Source organism: Dokdonella sp. (assembly GCF_035703485.1).
GTDB lineage: Bacteria > Pseudomonadota > Gammaproteobacteria > Xanthomonadales > Rhodanobacteraceae > Dokdonella.
Genome location: NZ_DASSYD010000001.1, coordinates 1 through 15,227 on the forward strand (window position 1 = coordinate 1; position 15,227 = coordinate 15,227).

Genomic DNA, 15,227 nt, shown 5'->3' on the forward strand with positions numbered 1-15,227 from the left:
TGGTTTCGGCGGTCCGCATGCGGGCTTCATGAGCTGCCGCGATGCCTACAAGCGCTCGATGCCGGGCCGCCTGATCGGTGTCTCGATCGATGTCGAAGGCAAGCCGGCCTACCGCCTGACCCTGCAGACCCGCGAGCAGCACATCCGCCGCGAAAAGGCGACCTCGAACATCTGCACCGCGCAGGTGCTGCTGGCGGTGATGGCCGGCATGTATGCGGTCTATCACGGCCCCGACGGCCTGACCCGCATCGCCCGGCGCACGCATCGGCTGGCGGCGATCCTTGCCGGCGCCTTGCGCAAGACCGGCCTGACCGTCGGTCCGGATTTCTTCGACACCCTGCACGTGCTCGGCGTCGATGCCGACGCAGTGCATGCGAAGGCGCGTGCGGCACGCATCAATTTGCGCGCAATCGACGCCAACAGTGTTGGCATCAGCATCGACGAGACGACCACGCGTGATGATCTCAAGGACCTGGCCGTCGTATTCGGCGCGGACCTTGGCGACATCGACGCGCTCGATCGTGAAACCAGCGATGCCTTGCCTGCGGGTCTTCAGCGCCAGTCACCGTTCATGCAGCACCCGGTTTTCAACACCCATCACAGTGAACACGAATTGCTGCGCTACATGCGCATGCTGGCCGACAAGGACCTGGCCATGGATCGCACGATGATCCCGCTCGGTTCGTGCACGATGAAGCTCAATGCCACCGCCGAAATGATCCCGGTGACCTGGCCCGAGTTCGCCAACATCCATCCGCTGGTTCCGGCCGATCAGGCCATCGGCTACAAGCAGCTCATTGACCAACTCGAAGCGATGCTGGTCGAGATCACCGGCTACGACGCGGTCAGCCTGCAGCCCAACTCGGGCGCGCAAGGCGAGTTCGCCGGCCTGCTCGCAATCCGCGCCTGGCACCGCTCGCGCGGCGAAGGCCATCGCGATATCTGCCTGATTCCCGAATCCGCGCACGGCACCAACCCGGCCTCGGCGCAAATGTGCGGCATGACCGTGGTGGTCACGCGTTGCGACAAGGACGGCAACGTCGATGTCGATGACATTCGTGAAAAGGCGCAGAAGTATTCCGATCGCCTGGCCGCGTTGATGATCACCTACCCGTCCACCCACGGCGTGTTCGAGGAAGATGTCGTCGCCATCTGCGAGGTCGTGCATGAGCATGGCGGCCAGGTCTATACCGACGGCGCCAATCTCAATGCGCTGGTCGGCCTGGCCCGGCCCGGCAAATGGGGCTCGGACGTATCCCATCTGAATCTGCACAAGACCTTCTGCATCCCGCACGGTGGCGGCGGCCCCGGCGTTGGTCCGGTTGCGGTCAAATCGCATCTCGCCGAATTCCTGCCGCGCACCTTCGGCGGCGAAGGCGAGGTCGGCATGGTCTCGGCGGCCAGCTTCGGCAGCGCCAGCATCCTGCCGATTTCATGGATGTACATCACCCTGATGGGCAAGGCGGGACTGCGCAAGGCAAGCCAGGTCGCCCTGCTCAATGCCAACTACATTTCAAAGCGCCTTGAGCCGCACTATCCGACGTTGTACACCGGCCGCAATGGTCTCGTCGCCCACGAATGCATCCTCGATTTGCGCCCACTCAAGGATGCCACCGGCATCGCTGCCGAAGATGTGGCCAAGCGCCTGATCGATTTCGGCTTCCATGCGCCAACCCTGAGTTTCCCGGTCGCCGGCACGCTGATGGTCGAACCGACCGAAAGCGAGTCGCTGCACGAACTCGACCGCTTCATCGACGCGATGATCCAGATCCGTGACGAGATCCGCGCCGTCGAGGAAGGCAAGCTCGATCGCGAGGACAACCCGCTCAAGCATGCTCCGCACACGGCAACGATGGTCAGCGCCAGCGAATGGACGCATGCCTATCCACGCGAGCTCGCCGCCTTCCCGCTGGCCGTACTCAAACAGCAGAAGTACTGGCCACCGGTTGCCCGCGTCGACAACGTCTACGGCGACAAGAACATCATGTGCGCATGCATTCCGATTGATGCGTACCGGGATGAAGTCGAAGCCTGATTGTCCAGCAACAAAAAGAAGCCCCGCGTCGCGGGGCTTCTTTTTGGATCATCTGGCCAGTTCCTTGCTCAGCGGCCCTGCCTTTTCAACCACGCATTGATTTCCGGCAGGCGTTTGTTGCGAATACTGATGCGATATTCGATATCGGCAATCGCGGTTTCGGCCGCCCGTCGCGAACTCGCGGCAATGAACTTGTCGGCATAGGCGTTGAGCTTGCCGACCATCGCCGAATCCAGTGATTGATCAGCGAGACGCGGAAAATAGCGACTGCTGGAGGTGGTATCGATCAGGCTTTCCAACTTCTCGCGGTGGCCCACGGCAAAATCAAACGCCATATCGGGATGCAGCCTGCTCACGGAGCTGATCATTGCAGCGCTGTTGGTGACGCCGGGCTCGTCGGTCAGCGACAGTTTGAGTGCGCGTTGCGCAAGCGCCTTGTCCTCGGTCGAAGCCAACAGCCGATACAAGCGATCCTTCATCATCGCGCTCTTTTCAGATTTTGCCGCAGCGTGGAGAGTGCTCCAGGTGTCCGCATCCGCATGCCTGGCAACGATGCCAAGAATCGACTGGACCAGGGCACCTGGCATCAAGCCCGGATCCTTTTCACGGCCCGCGTAGCGACGGCGCGCCTCCTTGATCACATCGGCGTCGCCGAGCTCGCCCTGCGCGTCAATCAGTGCGTTGCGCAGAATCGCGACGGTCTCGCCCTCGCCAGGTCTGGCTTGCCAGCCAAGCTTGGCCTGCACCGGCCTCAGCACAGCGGTCGCAAACGCACGGAATTTCCGCTGCTGCGCCTTGTCGCCTTCGTAGTAGGAATCAATGCCGGTCAAGGTGTCGGCAACGCGCTGCCAGACCTTGCCATCGGCATCGGCTGGAGTCGCCTTGATCAATTCGAGGATATCCGTTGCCGGCTGCAGGCCGACCATGCCGAGCGCCTTGGTGTCGCCCATCAAGCCAAGCTGATCGATTGGCGCGAGCTCGGCAAAGCGCGCGCGGATCGCCGCGAACTGCGCCTGCGGATAGGCTGAGCGGTAGTAGCCACTTTGCCCTGCATTGAGCAGCACGGGGCCGCAACCGGGAAGCTCGATCGAGCCCTTGCCGCCTTCGATGAGGCTGCTTGAGGGCTTGCCTCCAATGGTTTTCGCAATCACCGGAACACGCCAGCGCAGCGGCTTCTTGTCGGGCCGATCCTTGGTGAACTCGGCTTGCGTGAGCGTGACTGTACTTTGGCCATCCTTGCAGACGACCGAATCGACGCTGATCATCGGCACGCCTGGCTGCAGGGTGAAATCATGGGCGACGCCAAGAATCGGCTTGCCGGCCGCGGCTTCAACTTCGCGCCAGAGATCATCCGAACGCGTGTTGGAATAGGCATATTTCTTCATGTAGCGGCGCACGCCGTCGCGCCAGGCATCAGCACCAACGTAGCCTTCGAGCATGCCTATAACCGAGGCACCTTTTGAATAGGTGATCGAATCAAACGCCTGGCTGGCCTGCTCGACCGTCTCGATGTGCTGGACGACCGGGTGTGTGCTGGTTACGGCATCCAGTGACATCGCATATTCGTGCATGGCGACTGCGCGCAACTCGGCCTTCCAGTCGGGATGCAATTTTTCGGTGACGCGACCGGCCATCCAGGTGGCGAAGCCTTCGTTGAGCCAGAGGTCATCCCACCACTGCATGGTGACCAGATCGCCAAACCATTGATGGGCAATCTCGTGGGCGGAAGTGCCGAAGATTCGTTGTCTGTCGGCTTCGGTCGAGATCGCCGGATCAATCAACAGACCACGCTCAAAGGTGAAGATGGCACCCCAGTTTTCCATGGCTCCGAAGAACTGGCTGCTGCCGGGCGAGGCGATATTGTCGAGCTTCGGCAGCGGGTAGGGCACGGCGAAATAGTCGTTGTACTCGCGCAGCACGGTCTGCGCGGAATCCAGCGCAAACTGAGCCTGCGAGGTCAGGCCCTTCTGGGTGATGACGCCAAACTCGACACCATCGGATTTCGCCGTGGCCCGATCAAAATCGCCAAGGCCGAAGAACAACAGATAGGTCGACATCTTCGGCGAGGTCGCAAAGCTCACCCGCGTCATGCCGTCGCCGAGATCGGTTTTTTCCCTGATCGGCATGTTGCTGACAGCCATTTGCGCACTCGGCACGGTCGCGGTCAGATCGAAGGTCGCCTTGTAGTTGGGCTCATCCCAGCTCGGAACGAATTTGCGCGCATCGGAGTTCTCGAACTGTGTGTACAAGGCACGCTTCTCTCCTGAGGCGGTTACGTAGTCGATGGCGAACAGGCCGTTGGCCTGGGTACCAATCGTGCCGGTGTATTCCATGGTCAGCAGGTAGCTGCCGATTGCGAGCTTGTGCGGAAAAGCAAATGATGCCGTTTGTGTCGCCTCATCAACGTCGATCCTGGGTGCAGGATAGCCGCGCTTGTTGCGTGTCGATCGGATACTGGCCGATGAAAAGCGCATGCCGACAGCATTCAGGACGATGCGGTCGGTCGGTTCGAGCACATCGATCGTGATGACTACATTGCCATCGAAAGTCAGCGACGATGCGTGCGGTGTTACCGCAATCGTGTAATGCGAAGGGCGCACGTCGCGCGGCAATTGCGTGGTGACTTCGATGCCCCGGGTTGTCTGCGTTGCAGCCTCGGCGCAAGCAAATAGTGGGGCGCTGCAAAACGCCATTGCGATAACAACGATCCAAATACGGTGCATGGGAAACCCTTTCTGAGAAATGGCGGCAGCGGTGTGATCAAGCTCGCTTGATCAGCGTTGCGACAACAGGCTGTTGACGATCTGCAACAATGGACGGCCAGGGCATCGACCATCTACGGCCAAAGGTCATGCCGCCAACGGCATTGAGCTCAGTGGATCTTGCCGAAAGAACGCGAAAAGCCGAAAAAAACGCTCGGCAATCCGTTGCGCGCATCCGGATCCACGATCGGGCTGTCGAGGATGTCGTCATTCAGCCAGCGGTAGTCGACACCACCGAAGAACAACCAGTCCCTTGGCATCGAGCGCAGAAAAGTCACGCCGAGATTCGGCACGATCGCCGAGCCTGGCTGGTAGCTCGTTACTCCTGCCGCCACTTCCTGCGGCAGGGTTCCGTAGTAGTAGTTGCCGAGATCATCCGACCAGTAGCTGATGCCGACATTGGGCACGATTGCTCCGCCCCGAAATGCGAAAGCCGCGCGATAGGTCATTGCGATGCTGTAGCCGTTGCTGGCTCCGCTTGCATCCGCCGTCGTATCAAGGTTCAGCTTTCCCCAATCCCCTTTCCACGATGCACGGAATCCTGCGTCCAGCTCATTCTTGCGATTGACCAGCAGATTGCGATCTATCCCTGCCGCGGCCAGGCGCTCGATACTGAGATCATCGGCATTCCAGCCATCCAGGCGCGCCGACAACAACGCGTTGATCGCAAATCCGTCGCGCTTGAGCAAATGAACGCCTCCGCTGATACCGGTGATGAACACGCGCTCGCCGACATAGCCCACGGTCGGCACAACGAAAGTCCGTGCATCCTCACCAAGCAGAATGCCCTTGCTCACCAGCATGCCAATGCCTAGCGAGACGCCATTCGGGGTGACTTTTTCGAGAAAATCCAACTCCGCAACGCGGGTCGACTCGAGCGCTGCCTCATCATCGGGCGCCGCTGGCACGACGGGCGAAATCTTTTCTTCCTGCGCATGGGCGAATCCTGCGCACGACATCAAGCAGGAAGCAGCAAGTAGCGCAACGGATTGTTTCATCAACATTCCCTGGTGAATTTGCAGAGACTCTTCGAAGTTGCAACAGAGAGGCAGGATGCGTCTGCGCAAGAGCACTTGCAAGCTTCCAGCCAAAGCGCACCGGCGATCAGGCGTCAGCGCACAACAAAGCCGGTCAAGGATTGCTCTTCGATGTCTTCTCGTTCGACCCCGGTGACTCGCGCTGCCTCGGGGCCCCGCTGCAACCAGAGCTCCAGTTCCGAGATTGACTCGGGCTTTCCCTCGGCTAGAACTTCAACGCGACCATCGGGCAGATTGCGCGCGTATCCACGGATATCCAGACGCATGGCCTGGGCACGCGTACTGGCTCGAAAAAAGACCCCTTGGACGCGACCAGATACATGGAAACGCGCACAGTCCACGATCTGCTCAGCCCCCTTTTCCGGGTCGTGCAGCGGACATGGCCTGCTCCAGATCCTTGTCCTTGATCGGACCAAGGAACTGTTTGGCCACGCTGCCATCCGGTGCGATCAGGTAGGTGGTCGGCAAGCCACGCGGTATATCGAAATCCGCAGGCGGCTCATCAACATCAATTTGAGCGATCGGATAATCGACCGGATTCTTCTTGAGAAAGTCGATGATCTCCTGGCGTTCGGTGTCCTCGAAGGCAAGGCCGATGCCATCGACATCCTTGCGTGCCTTGATGAAAGCCGACAACTCGGGCATCTCGGCAATGCAAGGCGCGCACCAGGTCGCCCAATAGTTGACGACCACCCAGTTGCCGCGATGGCTGACGAGATCAAATGTCTTGCCGTCGATGGTTTCGACCTTGAGCTCGGGATGGCTGGCCGTTTCCGCGCATGCGCCCGTCGAAAGCAGCGCGATCAGGACGCCAAGCAGGAACGTGATTCGATGATTCATGAGGGACTTTCCGGGGTGGCAGGAGGGATATTGTTTTGTTCACCGGATGACATCGGAACCAGTGACGCCAACGGCACATCAAGCTTCTTGCGCAGAGTCGCGGACAAACTCTGCAGTGGGCCTTCACCAAAATCGGTCAGCGTATCGCCTGGCATCATTTGACTGCCAACTGGAAGCCGGTAACTGCTCTCACGATACAGATCAAGCAAGCTGATCCCGGCCAGACTACGCGAAAGTATCCATTCACCGGTTTCCGCACGCCGGATGACGGCCAACTCGGAAAGATCGCTCAGATAGCGCTGCAGCAAGTCATCGGTCAGGTAGGGCTCGCGTTGCAGCAGTTCCTCGCTATGCAAGCCGCGCCCAACGTTGTGCGCCGTGACCAACTCGCCAAGCACGCGCAGCAGACCGGTCAGCTCCTGATCGGTCGAAATGCGGTCATCGGCATGGCGATAGTCAAATGCAGACAGGGATGCCGTGATCGATGCGCCGAACAGCACGATGATCCACGACAGATACATCCAGAAGAAGAAGATCGGGACAATCGACAGTGCACCATAGACTTGCCGGTAATTGGCCATGTCGCTGGCGTACCAGGCAAAGCCGTGTTTGGCGGATTCAAATAGGATTGCCGCGATCAGAGCACCAAGCGCCGCATCGCGGAAACGCACGGTACGATTCGGGATAACCGTGAATCCGGTACCCAGGGCAACCCAGACCATCACGAACGGCAAGGCGGAAAGGACGCGTTCCTTGATCGACCATTGCGTTGCCGCCGCATCGATAAACGGCAGGGCGACCAGATACGAACTGATCGCAAGCGTGGCAACCAGCAGCATCGGCCCCAGGCTCAGAGCCGTCCAGTAAATGACAAAACGCGAAGTCGGGCCGCGGTTGTTCTTTACTCGCCAGATGCGATTGAAGGCATCTTCGATACTCATCATCAGCGAGATCGCACTGAATACGAGCACCAGCACACCAATCGTCGTCGCCTTGCTTGCATTGGCGGCGAATTCGGTCAGGTAGGTTTGCACGACATCGCCGGTTGCCGGAACAAAATTGTTGAACGCCCAACTGGTCAATTTGATTCGCCATTCCTCGAACACAGGAAATATGGCCAGCACGCCGAGGATGGCTGCAGTCAGCGGGACCAGGGCGAACAGGGTCGTGAAGGCAAGCGCACCCGCCGTCTGCAAGCAGCGATCTTCGAGAAAGCGATTCCAGGTGAACTCGAGAAAGGCGAGGCTTCGCTCCCTGCTCAGGCTAGACTTGGCGAGATATGATCGAATCATCCGCGCAGCCTAGCCTAACGGCGCGATGCGGCCAATCCGCCCAATGGAAACCAGCAGTCGATGCCTGAGATCCTGATTCTCTACTACAGCCGTCACGGCAAGGTGGCGCAACTCGCTCGCCTTGTTGCCCGTGGCATTGAAGAAGTGCCCGGAATGGGCGCGCGCCTGCGCTGTGTGCCGCCGGTTTCCCCGGTCACCGAGACCGCACAGCCGTCGGTGCCGGAGGACGGCGCGCCGTATGTCAGCCGCGAAGATCTCGACGAATGTGTCGGTCTTGTTCTCGGCAGCCCGACCCGCTTCGGCAACATGGCTGCGCCACTCAAGCATTTCATCGATTCCACGGCCGCCGAATGGGCGTCGGGAACCCTGGTCGGCAAGCCCGCCGGCGTTTTCACCTCGACCGCGACCATGCACGGCGGTCAGGAAAGCACCCTGCTCTCGATGATCAACCCATTGCTGCATCACGGCATGTTGATCGTCGGCATTCCGTTTACCGAAGCGGCGCTCAATCGCACGACAACCGGCGGCACGCCGTATGGCGCGAGTCATGTCGCCGGCGTCGATGGCGAAAATCCGCTCAGCGAGGATGAACGCATCCTCGCGCGAAGTCTCGGCCGCCGTGTCGCGGAAACCTGCGCTCGACTCGGAGCTTCAACATGATGGCCATGCGCTGCGGATTCCTCGCCTGGGCCGGATTGGTCATCCTGCAAGTGGTCTGGCATGCCTGGCTGGTTCCGCCGGCCAATGGACAGATTGGACTGGCCCTGGCCTTGACTCTGCCGCCCCTGTTGCTGCCGCTGCTAGCGTTGCGCCGCAGCGCCAAGCGTGCCCTGCTCTGGATTGGCATCATCAGTCTCGGTTATTTCTGTCATGGCGTCGTCGCCGCCTGGGGGATTCCGTCGATGCGAGCCTTGGCCGCTGTCGAGATCGTGCTGTGCGTACTGTTGATCGGGACTTTGGGCTGGATCGTGCGCAGCGAAAAGCAATCGGGCCTGCCCGGTCGCGGCAGCAAGGCAACACCACCGCCGAACTGACAGGACCGCCACAAGCGACGCGGGCTATACTCCTGCGTCATGGCCACCCATCCAACCGCACCAACTCTCGGCAATCAGCATCTGACGGATCGCGTTCTGCAGGCCTGGCTGGATCGCGCCTTGCCGCCGTCAATGCGTTCGACGATCAATGACGATCTCGATGCACTCGGCGCACATGCCGCGCAGGCCTGGGAGAACGCACGCTCGCGCAGCGCAGTCGAGCCCGTCCTGACCCAATGGGATGCCTGGGGCGAACGCATCGACCGGATCGAGTCGACCCCGGTCTGGCAGCAAGGCGCGAGCATGGCAGCGCGCTATGGCTTGGTCGCCGCCGGTCACGACACGACCCATGGCGAGTTCGCCCGTTGCGACCAGTTTGCCCGGGTCTATCTGCATCACATTGCCAGCGAGTTCTACACCTGTCCGCTGGCCATGACCGATGGCGCGGCGACGGCGCTCAAGGCATCCGAGAATGAGGCGCTGATCAAACGCGCCATGCCGCATCTGACCTCGCGTGATCCCGAACAACTGTGGCTGTCAGGACAATGGATGACCGAGCTCATGGGCGGCTCGGATGTCGGCAACAGCGAAACCGAAGCTCGTCCCGCTGGCAACGGTCGCTATCGACTCTACGGTCGCAAGTGGTTCACCTCGGCGGTAATTGGCGAGATGGCCCTGACTCTCGCGCGCCCGCAAGGTGCCGGTGAAGGCGCCGATTCGCTGGCCTTGTTCTATCTCGAAACGCATGACGACAAGGGTCGCTGGAACGGCATCCGCATCGATCGGCTCAAGGACAAGCTCGGCACCCGCGAACTGGCCACCGCCGAGATCCATCTTGATGGCGCGCTGGCCACCCCGGTCGACGGACTCGTTCGCGGCGTTCGCCTGATCACGCCGATGCTCAATGTCACGCGTACCTGGAACGCGGTCGGCGCGCTGGCAACGATGCGCCGCTGCATTGCCCTGGCCACCCGTTATGCACATCAGCGCGAAGCCTTCGGCCGTCCCTTGATCCATCACCCTTTGCACGCAGCGACCCTGGCCGACATGCAGGCCGAGTTCGAGGCCGCATTCCAGCTCGTATTCCATGTCACCCACCTGCTCGGGCGCAGCGAGTGTGGCGTCGCCGAGGACAACGAACTGGCCTTGCTGCGCCTGCTAACGCCTCTGGCCAAATTGTGGACTGGCAAGCTCGCCGTACGCATAGCTTCCGAGACCTGCGAGAGCTTCGGCGGTGCTGGTTACATCGAAAACACGGGGATCCCGCAGTTGTTGCGCGATGCCCAGGTCTATCCGATCTGGGAAGGCACGACCAACGTGCTCGCCCTCGACACCTTGCGCGCGATCAACAGCGTCGGCGTCGAGCCTTTGCTGGAATCAGCCAATGCCTTGCTTGCCGAAATTCTCAATGCCAAGGCATCGGCCAATCTCGAATCGCAGGCCATGAATGTCTGCTCGGCACTCAAACAAGCCAGTGAGTGGCTGCATCGAAACGCCGCGAGCCCGGAAAACCTGCAGGCTGGCGCGCGCGGACTTGCAATGACTCTGGCGCGCAGCATGGCTGCGGTTTTGCTGTGTCGACAGGCCGCGTACTCGATCAAGGAAACCGGCGACATGCGCCCCTCGCAAGCACTCGCCCGATTCGTTTCGATGGGTCTGATCAACCTGCCCGGCGCAGCCAACTCGCAAGCCGCCGACCTGCTTGATCCGCCCAATTGAACAAGCCGTTTCAGTCAAGGAATTCGCATGCAACATCTTTCCGTCGTCACCACCGGTGGCACCATCGACAAGATTTATTTCGATGACAAATCCGCGTACGAAATAGGTGATCCGCAGATCGGCAAGATCCTCGAAGCGCTTGGCGTCGCCTTCACCTTCGACGTGCTGCCGGCAATGCGCAAGGACAGCCTGCATATCGAGGAATCCGACCGCGATCTGGTACGTCGACTAATCGAGGCACAGCCGCATCGACATGTGCTGGTCACACACGGCACCGACACCATGGTTGAAACCGCGGCCGTACTCAGCAGCATCAAGGACAAGGTCATCGTGCTGACCGGCGCACTGAACCCGGCACGCTTCCAGGGTTCAGACGCCGTATTCAACATCGGCTGCGCGGTCGGTGCCGTGCAGAGTTTGCCCGATGGCGTCTATATCGCCATGAACGGTCGCATCTGGAACCCGGCCCATGTGCGCAAGAATCGTGATGCGAACCGGTTTGAGCCGGTTTGACCACCGAATTCTCTCCTGGCAGCGACGCCAGTCGCGATGCCGATGTCTCCCCTGCAGGAAGCGGCTTCAGCCGCGATGCTCTGCGTCAATCCAGCTGGAAGCATTGCGGCTGAAGCCGCCTCCTACAAAAACCGGTTTAGCGATCATCCCGCGAATAAACCCAGCCATCCTCAACCTTGACCGGAAACTTCGCCGTCGGCAGGTAGGCGGGTGGGTTCATGGCTTCGCCGGTACGTACGTCAAAGCGCGACCCATGACGCGGACACTCGACCTCGAAACCGTGGATCGGACCACCGGTCAGTTCGGCACCGTCATGCGTGCAGATATCTTCCAGTGCATACAACTCGCCATCGATATTGAATACCGCGATTGGCGTATCGCCATCCCAACCGGTGTGGACTTCGCCGGGCAGCAATTCGGCGGTGTGACAGATGCGTACCCACTCAGTCATTTCGGGTCTCCAAGCAATTCGTTGCTCGCGACCAGTTCGCAGATGCGCCGCACGTCGCCATCCATCGCCCGATCACGCGGCATGAAATCAATATGCTCGCGAATCTTCGCCAGCGCCCGGCCCACCGCGCCACCGGCACGGAATTCGCCGGCCTCGCCGAGCGCCTTCATCAGATCGCGGATCTCCTGCTCGAAGGCCGCATAGCTCGAATGATCCCTGGCGGGCGCATTGCTGATCTTCGCCGCGAGCGCCTTCCAGTCACCGCGTTCAGCCACTCCGCGCGCCGCATTGAGCATGTCCTGGCGGTACTCGAGTGCCTGAGCCGCGGTGTACAACTCGAGCGCGAGCACATGGCTGAGATCCTCGGTCATCTCGAGCACATGGCGCGCTTCGTTGGTACCCATCGAGACATGATCTTCGGCATTGGCACTGGTCGGAATCGAATAGACCGAAGCCGGATGCGCGCGCGTGGCCATGTCGTTGACCAACGCCGCGGCGGTGTACTGGACGATCATGAAACCCGAATCGGTGGCGTCCTCGTTGCCAATCAGGAATGCCGGCAGGCCATCGTTGTTGGCCGGATCGACGAGCTTGTTCAAGCGACGCTCGGAGATCGAGGCAAGCACTGGAATCGCGGCCTTCACGTAGCTCATGGCCAGGGCCAGCGGCATGCCGTGGAAATGGCCGGCAGAAATCACCTGGTCCTCGATGAAGCGCGGATTCTCGGCTTCCGGGAAGACCAGCGGATTGTCGGTGACCGAATTCAATTCAATGTCGATGATGCGGCAAGCCTGCTCCCAGGCATCGCGCACCGCACCATGTACCTGCGGCATGCAACGCAGGCAATAGGCATCCTGCGGCTGGTGCTTCTTGCCGCCCTTGAACGGCAGGAAACGCGCGTAGAACGCCTCACGACCGTGACGCTGCGAAGGCAGCACGTAATCCCAGCAGATATCGAATCGACGCTGCTGCTCGACTGGATCGGTCCACGATTCGGCCGTCCAGGTGCGGAAACGCGGCACCAGGTGATACGGGATATCGACCAGGGTCGAGCCTTCGAGCAGTTCGCGGATATGCCGCGCGGTTTCAACCTGGCCCGGATGCGGGCGCAACGCATGCACCTCGGGACGCATGGCGCCGCTGCGGCCGGCAAACGCATCGAGGGTCATCGCCGCAGCGAGATCAGCTGTCGCGATCAGGTTCTCGATGCGCGACAAGGCCAACACCGCAGTCGCCAGCATCTGCGTGGTGCCGTTGTTGAGGGCCAGGCCTTCCTTGAACGACAGGCGGATCGGTTTCATGCCGATACGCTTGAGCGCTTCGGCGCCACTGACGCGCTCACCCTCGACAAATGCTTCGCCACCACCGAGCAGAACGATGGCCAGGTGCGACAACGGCGCCAGATCACCGCTCGCGCCGACCGAGCCCTTGGCCGGAATCACGGGGATCACGTTGCGGTTGAGCAAGGCGGTCAGCGCTTCGAGCGTCGACACGCGAATGCCGGAATGTCCGCGCAACAAGGTATTGATGCGGATCGCGAGAATCGCGCGCACGACGTCGGCAGCCAGCGGCTCGCCGACGCAAACCGCGTGGGTGATCAGCAAATTGTGTTGCAACTCTTCGAGCAGCGTACCCTGATGTTGTTCGGGATTGCCGCCCGGCAATTCGTCGCGTGCGCGATGTGCGCCAAGCAATTTGTCCGCGTTGCTGCCGAAGCCCGTGGTCACGCCATAAACTGGCTCACCGCAACTGACTTTCTCGGCGAGGAAGTCCGCCGCGCGCTGCACGCGCACCAGAGCTTTCGGCGACAGCGAAACATCGCTGCCCTTGCAGGCGATTTCGATGACCTGGGCGCGCGTCAGCGAGGAACCGTCCAGTTCAATTGTCATGAGTGCACTCCCATTGCCGCAATTTGTTCGAGTTCGACGCGCAAGGTCTTGACCAGCTCGGTACGAGCGACTTCGAACTGATCTTCGCGGCGCAGGTCCTTGACCGTAACCGTGCCATTGGCGATCTCGTTCTCGCCAAGCACAAGCACGAAACGGATACCGGCCTTGTCGGCATACTTGAACTGCTTGCCAAGCTTGGACGGCTCCATGACCACTTCGGTATTGATGCCTGCCTGGCGCAATTCTGTAGCCAGGGCCAGATAGGCCGGCAGCTGCGCCTCATCCATCTGCGTGACCAGGGCCTGCACCGAACTCGTCGCGGTGCCGATCAGACCGGCCTCGCGCAATTGCCAGTACAGGCGTGTCGCGCCGATCGAGATGCCGACACCGGGCAGACTCGATTTGGTGTAGTTGCCGGCGAGATTCTCGTAGCGGCCGCCCGAGCAGATCGAGCCGATCTGCGGATGTTCGTTGAGCGTGGTCTCATAGACCGTGCCGGTGTAGTAATCGAGGCCGCGCGCAATCGACAGATTCAGCGCGTAGTGCGATTCGGGTACGCCGAACGCCTTGATCAGGCTGAGCACTTCACGCAACTCGCTGCGACCCTGCTCGAAAGTTTCACTGCCCGAACCCAGCGCATCAAGTTTCTCCAGTGCATCGGCCAGCGAGGTCGAACGCACCTGGACGAAGGCGAGGATCTTGTCGACCGTCTCCGCGCTGAGGCCGAATGCCGCGCCGGTCAGCGTCTCGCGGACGTAGTCGAGGCCGCGCTTGTCGAGCTTGTCGACCTCGCGCAGCACGGCCATCTGCTGGTCGCCATCGGCGATGCCCAAACCCTCGAACCAGCCACGCATCAGGCGGCGGTTGTTGAGCTGGATCGTGAACGGGCCAATGGCCAGATCACGGAACACGCCGTAGATCGTCGCCGGGATCTCGGCGTCGTAGCGCACCGACAGCGAATCCTTGCCAATGACGTCGATATCGCACTGATAGAACTCGCGAAAGCGCCCGCGCTGCGCACGTTCGCCGCGATAGACGCGCTGGATCTGGTAGCGCCGGAACGGAAAACTCAGGCCGTGCTCATGCTCGGCGACATATCGCGCCAGCGGCACGGTCAGATCGAAACGCAAGGCCAGATCAGGCTTGTCGCCTTGCTCCATCGCCCCGGTCGATTGCACGAAATAGACCTGACGCTCGGTTTCGCCACCGGACTTGGTGAGCAAGATATCGGCAAATTCCATCACCGGCGTCTCGATCGGCAGAAAGCCGAAGCGTTCGAAATTGCTGCGGACGGTATCGAGCATGCCCTGGAAGGCGATCTGGTCGAGCGGCAGCAGTTCCAGTACGCCAGGCATGGTGCGGGCGGGTGTCAAAGCCATGGAATCCTCGGAAAGTCAGCCTCCGCGGCACGTTTCTGCGCCTTGGAGCGGGCCGCCTAGATTATCAGATTGGCCCCGGTCCTTTTAACCAGACGTTGCGCTGCACCACCACCACGGCTATCATTCGCGGCCCGCCAAACGCGGGCCGGTATCGGGGTGTAGCTCAGTCTGGTAGAGCGCTACGTTCGGGACGTAGAGGTCGCAGGTTCGAATCCTGTCTCCCCGACCATTAATTTGCAGTGTTTTCGAGAAACCCGCCTAGTGCGGGTTTTCTTT

13 protein-coding genes and 1 tRNA gene are annotated in these 15,227 nt (G+C 60.8%); 6 read left to right on the plus strand and 8 right to left on the minus strand.

Annotated features, from left to right (window positions below):
- Nucleotides 1-2,035 (plus strand): aminomethyl-transferring glycine dehydrogenase (gene gcvP / locus VFN25_RS00005; protein WP_325137468.1); only part of this gene is annotated, 2,035 nt, incomplete at its 5' end.
- 68 nt (nucleotides 2,036-2,103) lie between these two features.
- On the opposite strand, the gene VFN25_RS00010 is transcribed toward gcvP, so the two are convergent.
- The 5 genes from VFN25_RS00010 to VFN25_RS00030 all read right to left on the minus strand — a co-directional run bounded on the left by VFN25_RS00010 (nucleotide 2,104) and on the right by VFN25_RS00030 (nucleotide 7,966).
- Entirely contained in the window at nucleotides 2,104-4,758 is a 2,655-nt protein-coding gene (locus VFN25_RS00010; RefSeq protein ID WP_325137470.1) for a M1 family metallopeptidase, read from the minus strand.
- A gap of 149 nt (nucleotides 4,759-4,907) precedes the next feature.
- Complete coding sequence (locus VFN25_RS00015) at nucleotides 4,908-5,795, minus strand: MipA/OmpV family protein (RefSeq protein ID WP_325137472.1); 888 nt, start codon at nucleotides 5,793-5,795, stop codon at nucleotides 4,908-4,910.
- A gap of 113 nt (nucleotides 5,796-5,908) precedes the next feature.
- On the minus strand, nucleotides 5,909-6,274 hold the full coding sequence (locus VFN25_RS00020) for an acylphosphatase (RefSeq protein WP_414648815.1): 366 nt from the start codon (nucleotides 6,272-6,274) through the stop codon (nucleotides 5,909-5,911).
- Nucleotides 6,183-6,674, minus strand: a complete 492-nt coding sequence (locus tag VFN25_RS00025) for a TlpA disulfide reductase family protein (protein WP_325137477.1) — start codon at nucleotides 6,672-6,674, stop codon at nucleotides 6,183-6,185. Before VFN25_RS00025 ends, VFN25_RS00020 begins: the two co-directional genes overlap by 92 nt.
- The gene (locus tag VFN25_RS00030; RefSeq protein ID WP_325137479.1) at nucleotides 6,671-7,966 is read right to left on the minus strand and encodes a YihY family inner membrane protein; all 1,296 of its coding nucleotides are present in this window, start codon (nucleotides 7,964-7,966) and stop codon (nucleotides 6,671-6,673) included. Before VFN25_RS00030 ends, VFN25_RS00025 begins: the two co-directional genes overlap by 4 nt.
- Before the next feature lie 60 nt (nucleotides 7,967-8,026).
- Here VFN25_RS00030 and wrbA point away from each other — a divergent pair, with 60 nt between their 5' ends.
- From wrbA to VFN25_RS00050, 4 genes are read left to right on the plus strand one after another with little or no spacing between them, the layout of a single operon-like run.
- Nucleotides 8,027-8,626, plus strand: a complete 600-nt coding sequence (wrbA, locus tag VFN25_RS00035) for an NAD(P)H:quinone oxidoreductase (protein WP_325137481.1) — start codon at nucleotides 8,027-8,029, stop codon at nucleotides 8,624-8,626.
- Nucleotides 8,623-9,000: a DUF2069 domain-containing protein gene (locus VFN25_RS00040; protein WP_325137483.1), complete on the plus strand. Its 378-nt coding sequence runs from the start codon at nucleotides 8,623-8,625 to the stop codon at nucleotides 8,998-9,000. The genes wrbA and VFN25_RS00040 overlap by 4 nt, the downstream gene beginning before the upstream one ends.
- A 39-nt stretch (nucleotides 9,001-9,039) precedes the next feature.
- Nucleotides 9,040-10,719: an acyl-CoA dehydrogenase family protein gene (locus VFN25_RS00045; RefSeq protein ID WP_325137485.1), complete on the plus strand. Its 1,680-nt coding sequence runs from the start codon at nucleotides 9,040-9,042 to the stop codon at nucleotides 10,717-10,719.
- A 27-nt stretch (nucleotides 10,720-10,746) separates the two neighbouring features.
- A complete protein-coding gene (locus VFN25_RS00050; RefSeq protein WP_325137487.1) occupies nucleotides 10,747-11,232 on the plus strand; it encodes an asparaginase domain-containing protein in 486 nt (161 codons plus the stop codon).
- A gap of 136 nt (nucleotides 11,233-11,368) precedes the next feature.
- Here the strand turns inward: VFN25_RS00050 and VFN25_RS00055 are convergent, their stop codons facing one another.
- Genes VFN25_RS00055 through hisS form a run of 3 tightly spaced genes read right to left on the minus strand, consistent with a single transcriptional unit; the run spans nucleotide 11,369 to nucleotide 14,951 of the window.
- Nucleotides 11,369-11,683: a non-heme iron oxygenase ferredoxin subunit gene (locus tag VFN25_RS00055; protein WP_325137489.1), complete on the minus strand. Its 315-nt coding sequence runs from the start codon at nucleotides 11,681-11,683 to the stop codon at nucleotides 11,369-11,371.
- Nucleotides 11,680-13,572 carry an aromatic amino acid ammonia-lyase gene (locus VFN25_RS00060; protein WP_325137491.1) on the minus strand — a complete coding sequence of 631 codons (1,893 nt, stop codon included), beginning with the start codon at nucleotides 13,570-13,572 and terminating at the stop codon, nucleotides 11,680-11,682. Before VFN25_RS00060 ends, VFN25_RS00055 begins: the two co-directional genes overlap by 4 nt.
- Entirely contained in the window at nucleotides 13,569-14,951 is a 1,383-nt protein-coding gene (hisS, locus tag VFN25_RS00065) for a histidine--tRNA ligase (protein WP_325137493.1), read from the minus strand. Before hisS ends, VFN25_RS00060 begins: the two co-directional genes overlap by 4 nt.
- A gap of 152 nt (nucleotides 14,952-15,103) precedes the next feature.
- Between hisS and VFN25_RS00070 the strand changes: the two genes are divergently transcribed.
- Nucleotides 15,104-15,180: transfer RNA gene (locus VFN25_RS00070), tRNA-Pro, on the plus strand.
- The last annotated feature ends 47 nt before the right edge of the window (nucleotides 15,181-15,227 follow it).

Excerpts from the sequence above, each read along its gene's own strand:
- VFN25_RS00050 (WP_325137487.1), top strand. The coding sequence starts at position 10,747 with ATGCAACATCTTTCCGTCGTCACCACCGGTGGCACCATCGACAAGATT.
- wrbA (WP_325137481.1), top strand. The coding sequence starts at position 8,027 with ATGCCTGAGATCCTGATTCTCTACTACAGCCGTCACGGCAAGGTGGCG.
- VFN25_RS00060 (WP_325137491.1), bottom strand. The coding sequence starts at position 13,572 with ATGACAATTGAACTGGACGGTTCCTCGCTGACGCGCGCCCAGGTCATC.
- hisS (WP_325137493.1), bottom strand. The coding sequence starts at position 14,951 with ATGGCTTTGACACCCGCCCGCACCATGCCTGGCGTACTGGAACTGCTG.
- VFN25_RS00020 (WP_414648815.1), bottom strand. The coding sequence starts at position 6,274 with ATGGCAGCGTGGCCAAACAGTTCCTTGGTCCGATCAAGGACAAGGATC.
- VFN25_RS00015 (WP_325137472.1), bottom strand. The coding sequence starts at position 5,795 with ATGAAACAATCCGTTGCGCTACTTGCTGCTTCCTGCTTGATGTCGTGC.
- VFN25_RS00040 (WP_325137483.1), top strand. The coding sequence starts at position 8,623 with ATGATGGCCATGCGCTGCGGATTCCTCGCCTGGGCCGGATTGGTCATC.
- VFN25_RS00045 (WP_325137485.1), top strand. The coding sequence starts at position 9,040 with ATGGCCACCCATCCAACCGCACCAACTCTCGGCAATCAGCATCTGACG.
- VFN25_RS00025 (WP_325137477.1), bottom strand. The coding sequence starts at position 6,674 with ATGAATCATCGAATCACGTTCCTGCTTGGCGTCCTGATCGCGCTGCTT.
- VFN25_RS00055 (WP_325137489.1), bottom strand. The coding sequence starts at position 11,683 with ATGACTGAGTGGGTACGCATCTGTCACACCGCCGAATTGCTGCCCGGC.
- VFN25_RS00010 (WP_325137470.1), bottom strand. The coding sequence starts at position 4,758 with ATGCACCGTATTTGGATCGTTGTTATCGCAATGGCGTTTTGCAGCGCC.
- VFN25_RS00030 (WP_325137479.1), bottom strand. The coding sequence starts at position 7,966 with ATGATTCGATCATATCTCGCCAAGTCTAGCCTGAGCAGGGAGCGAAGC.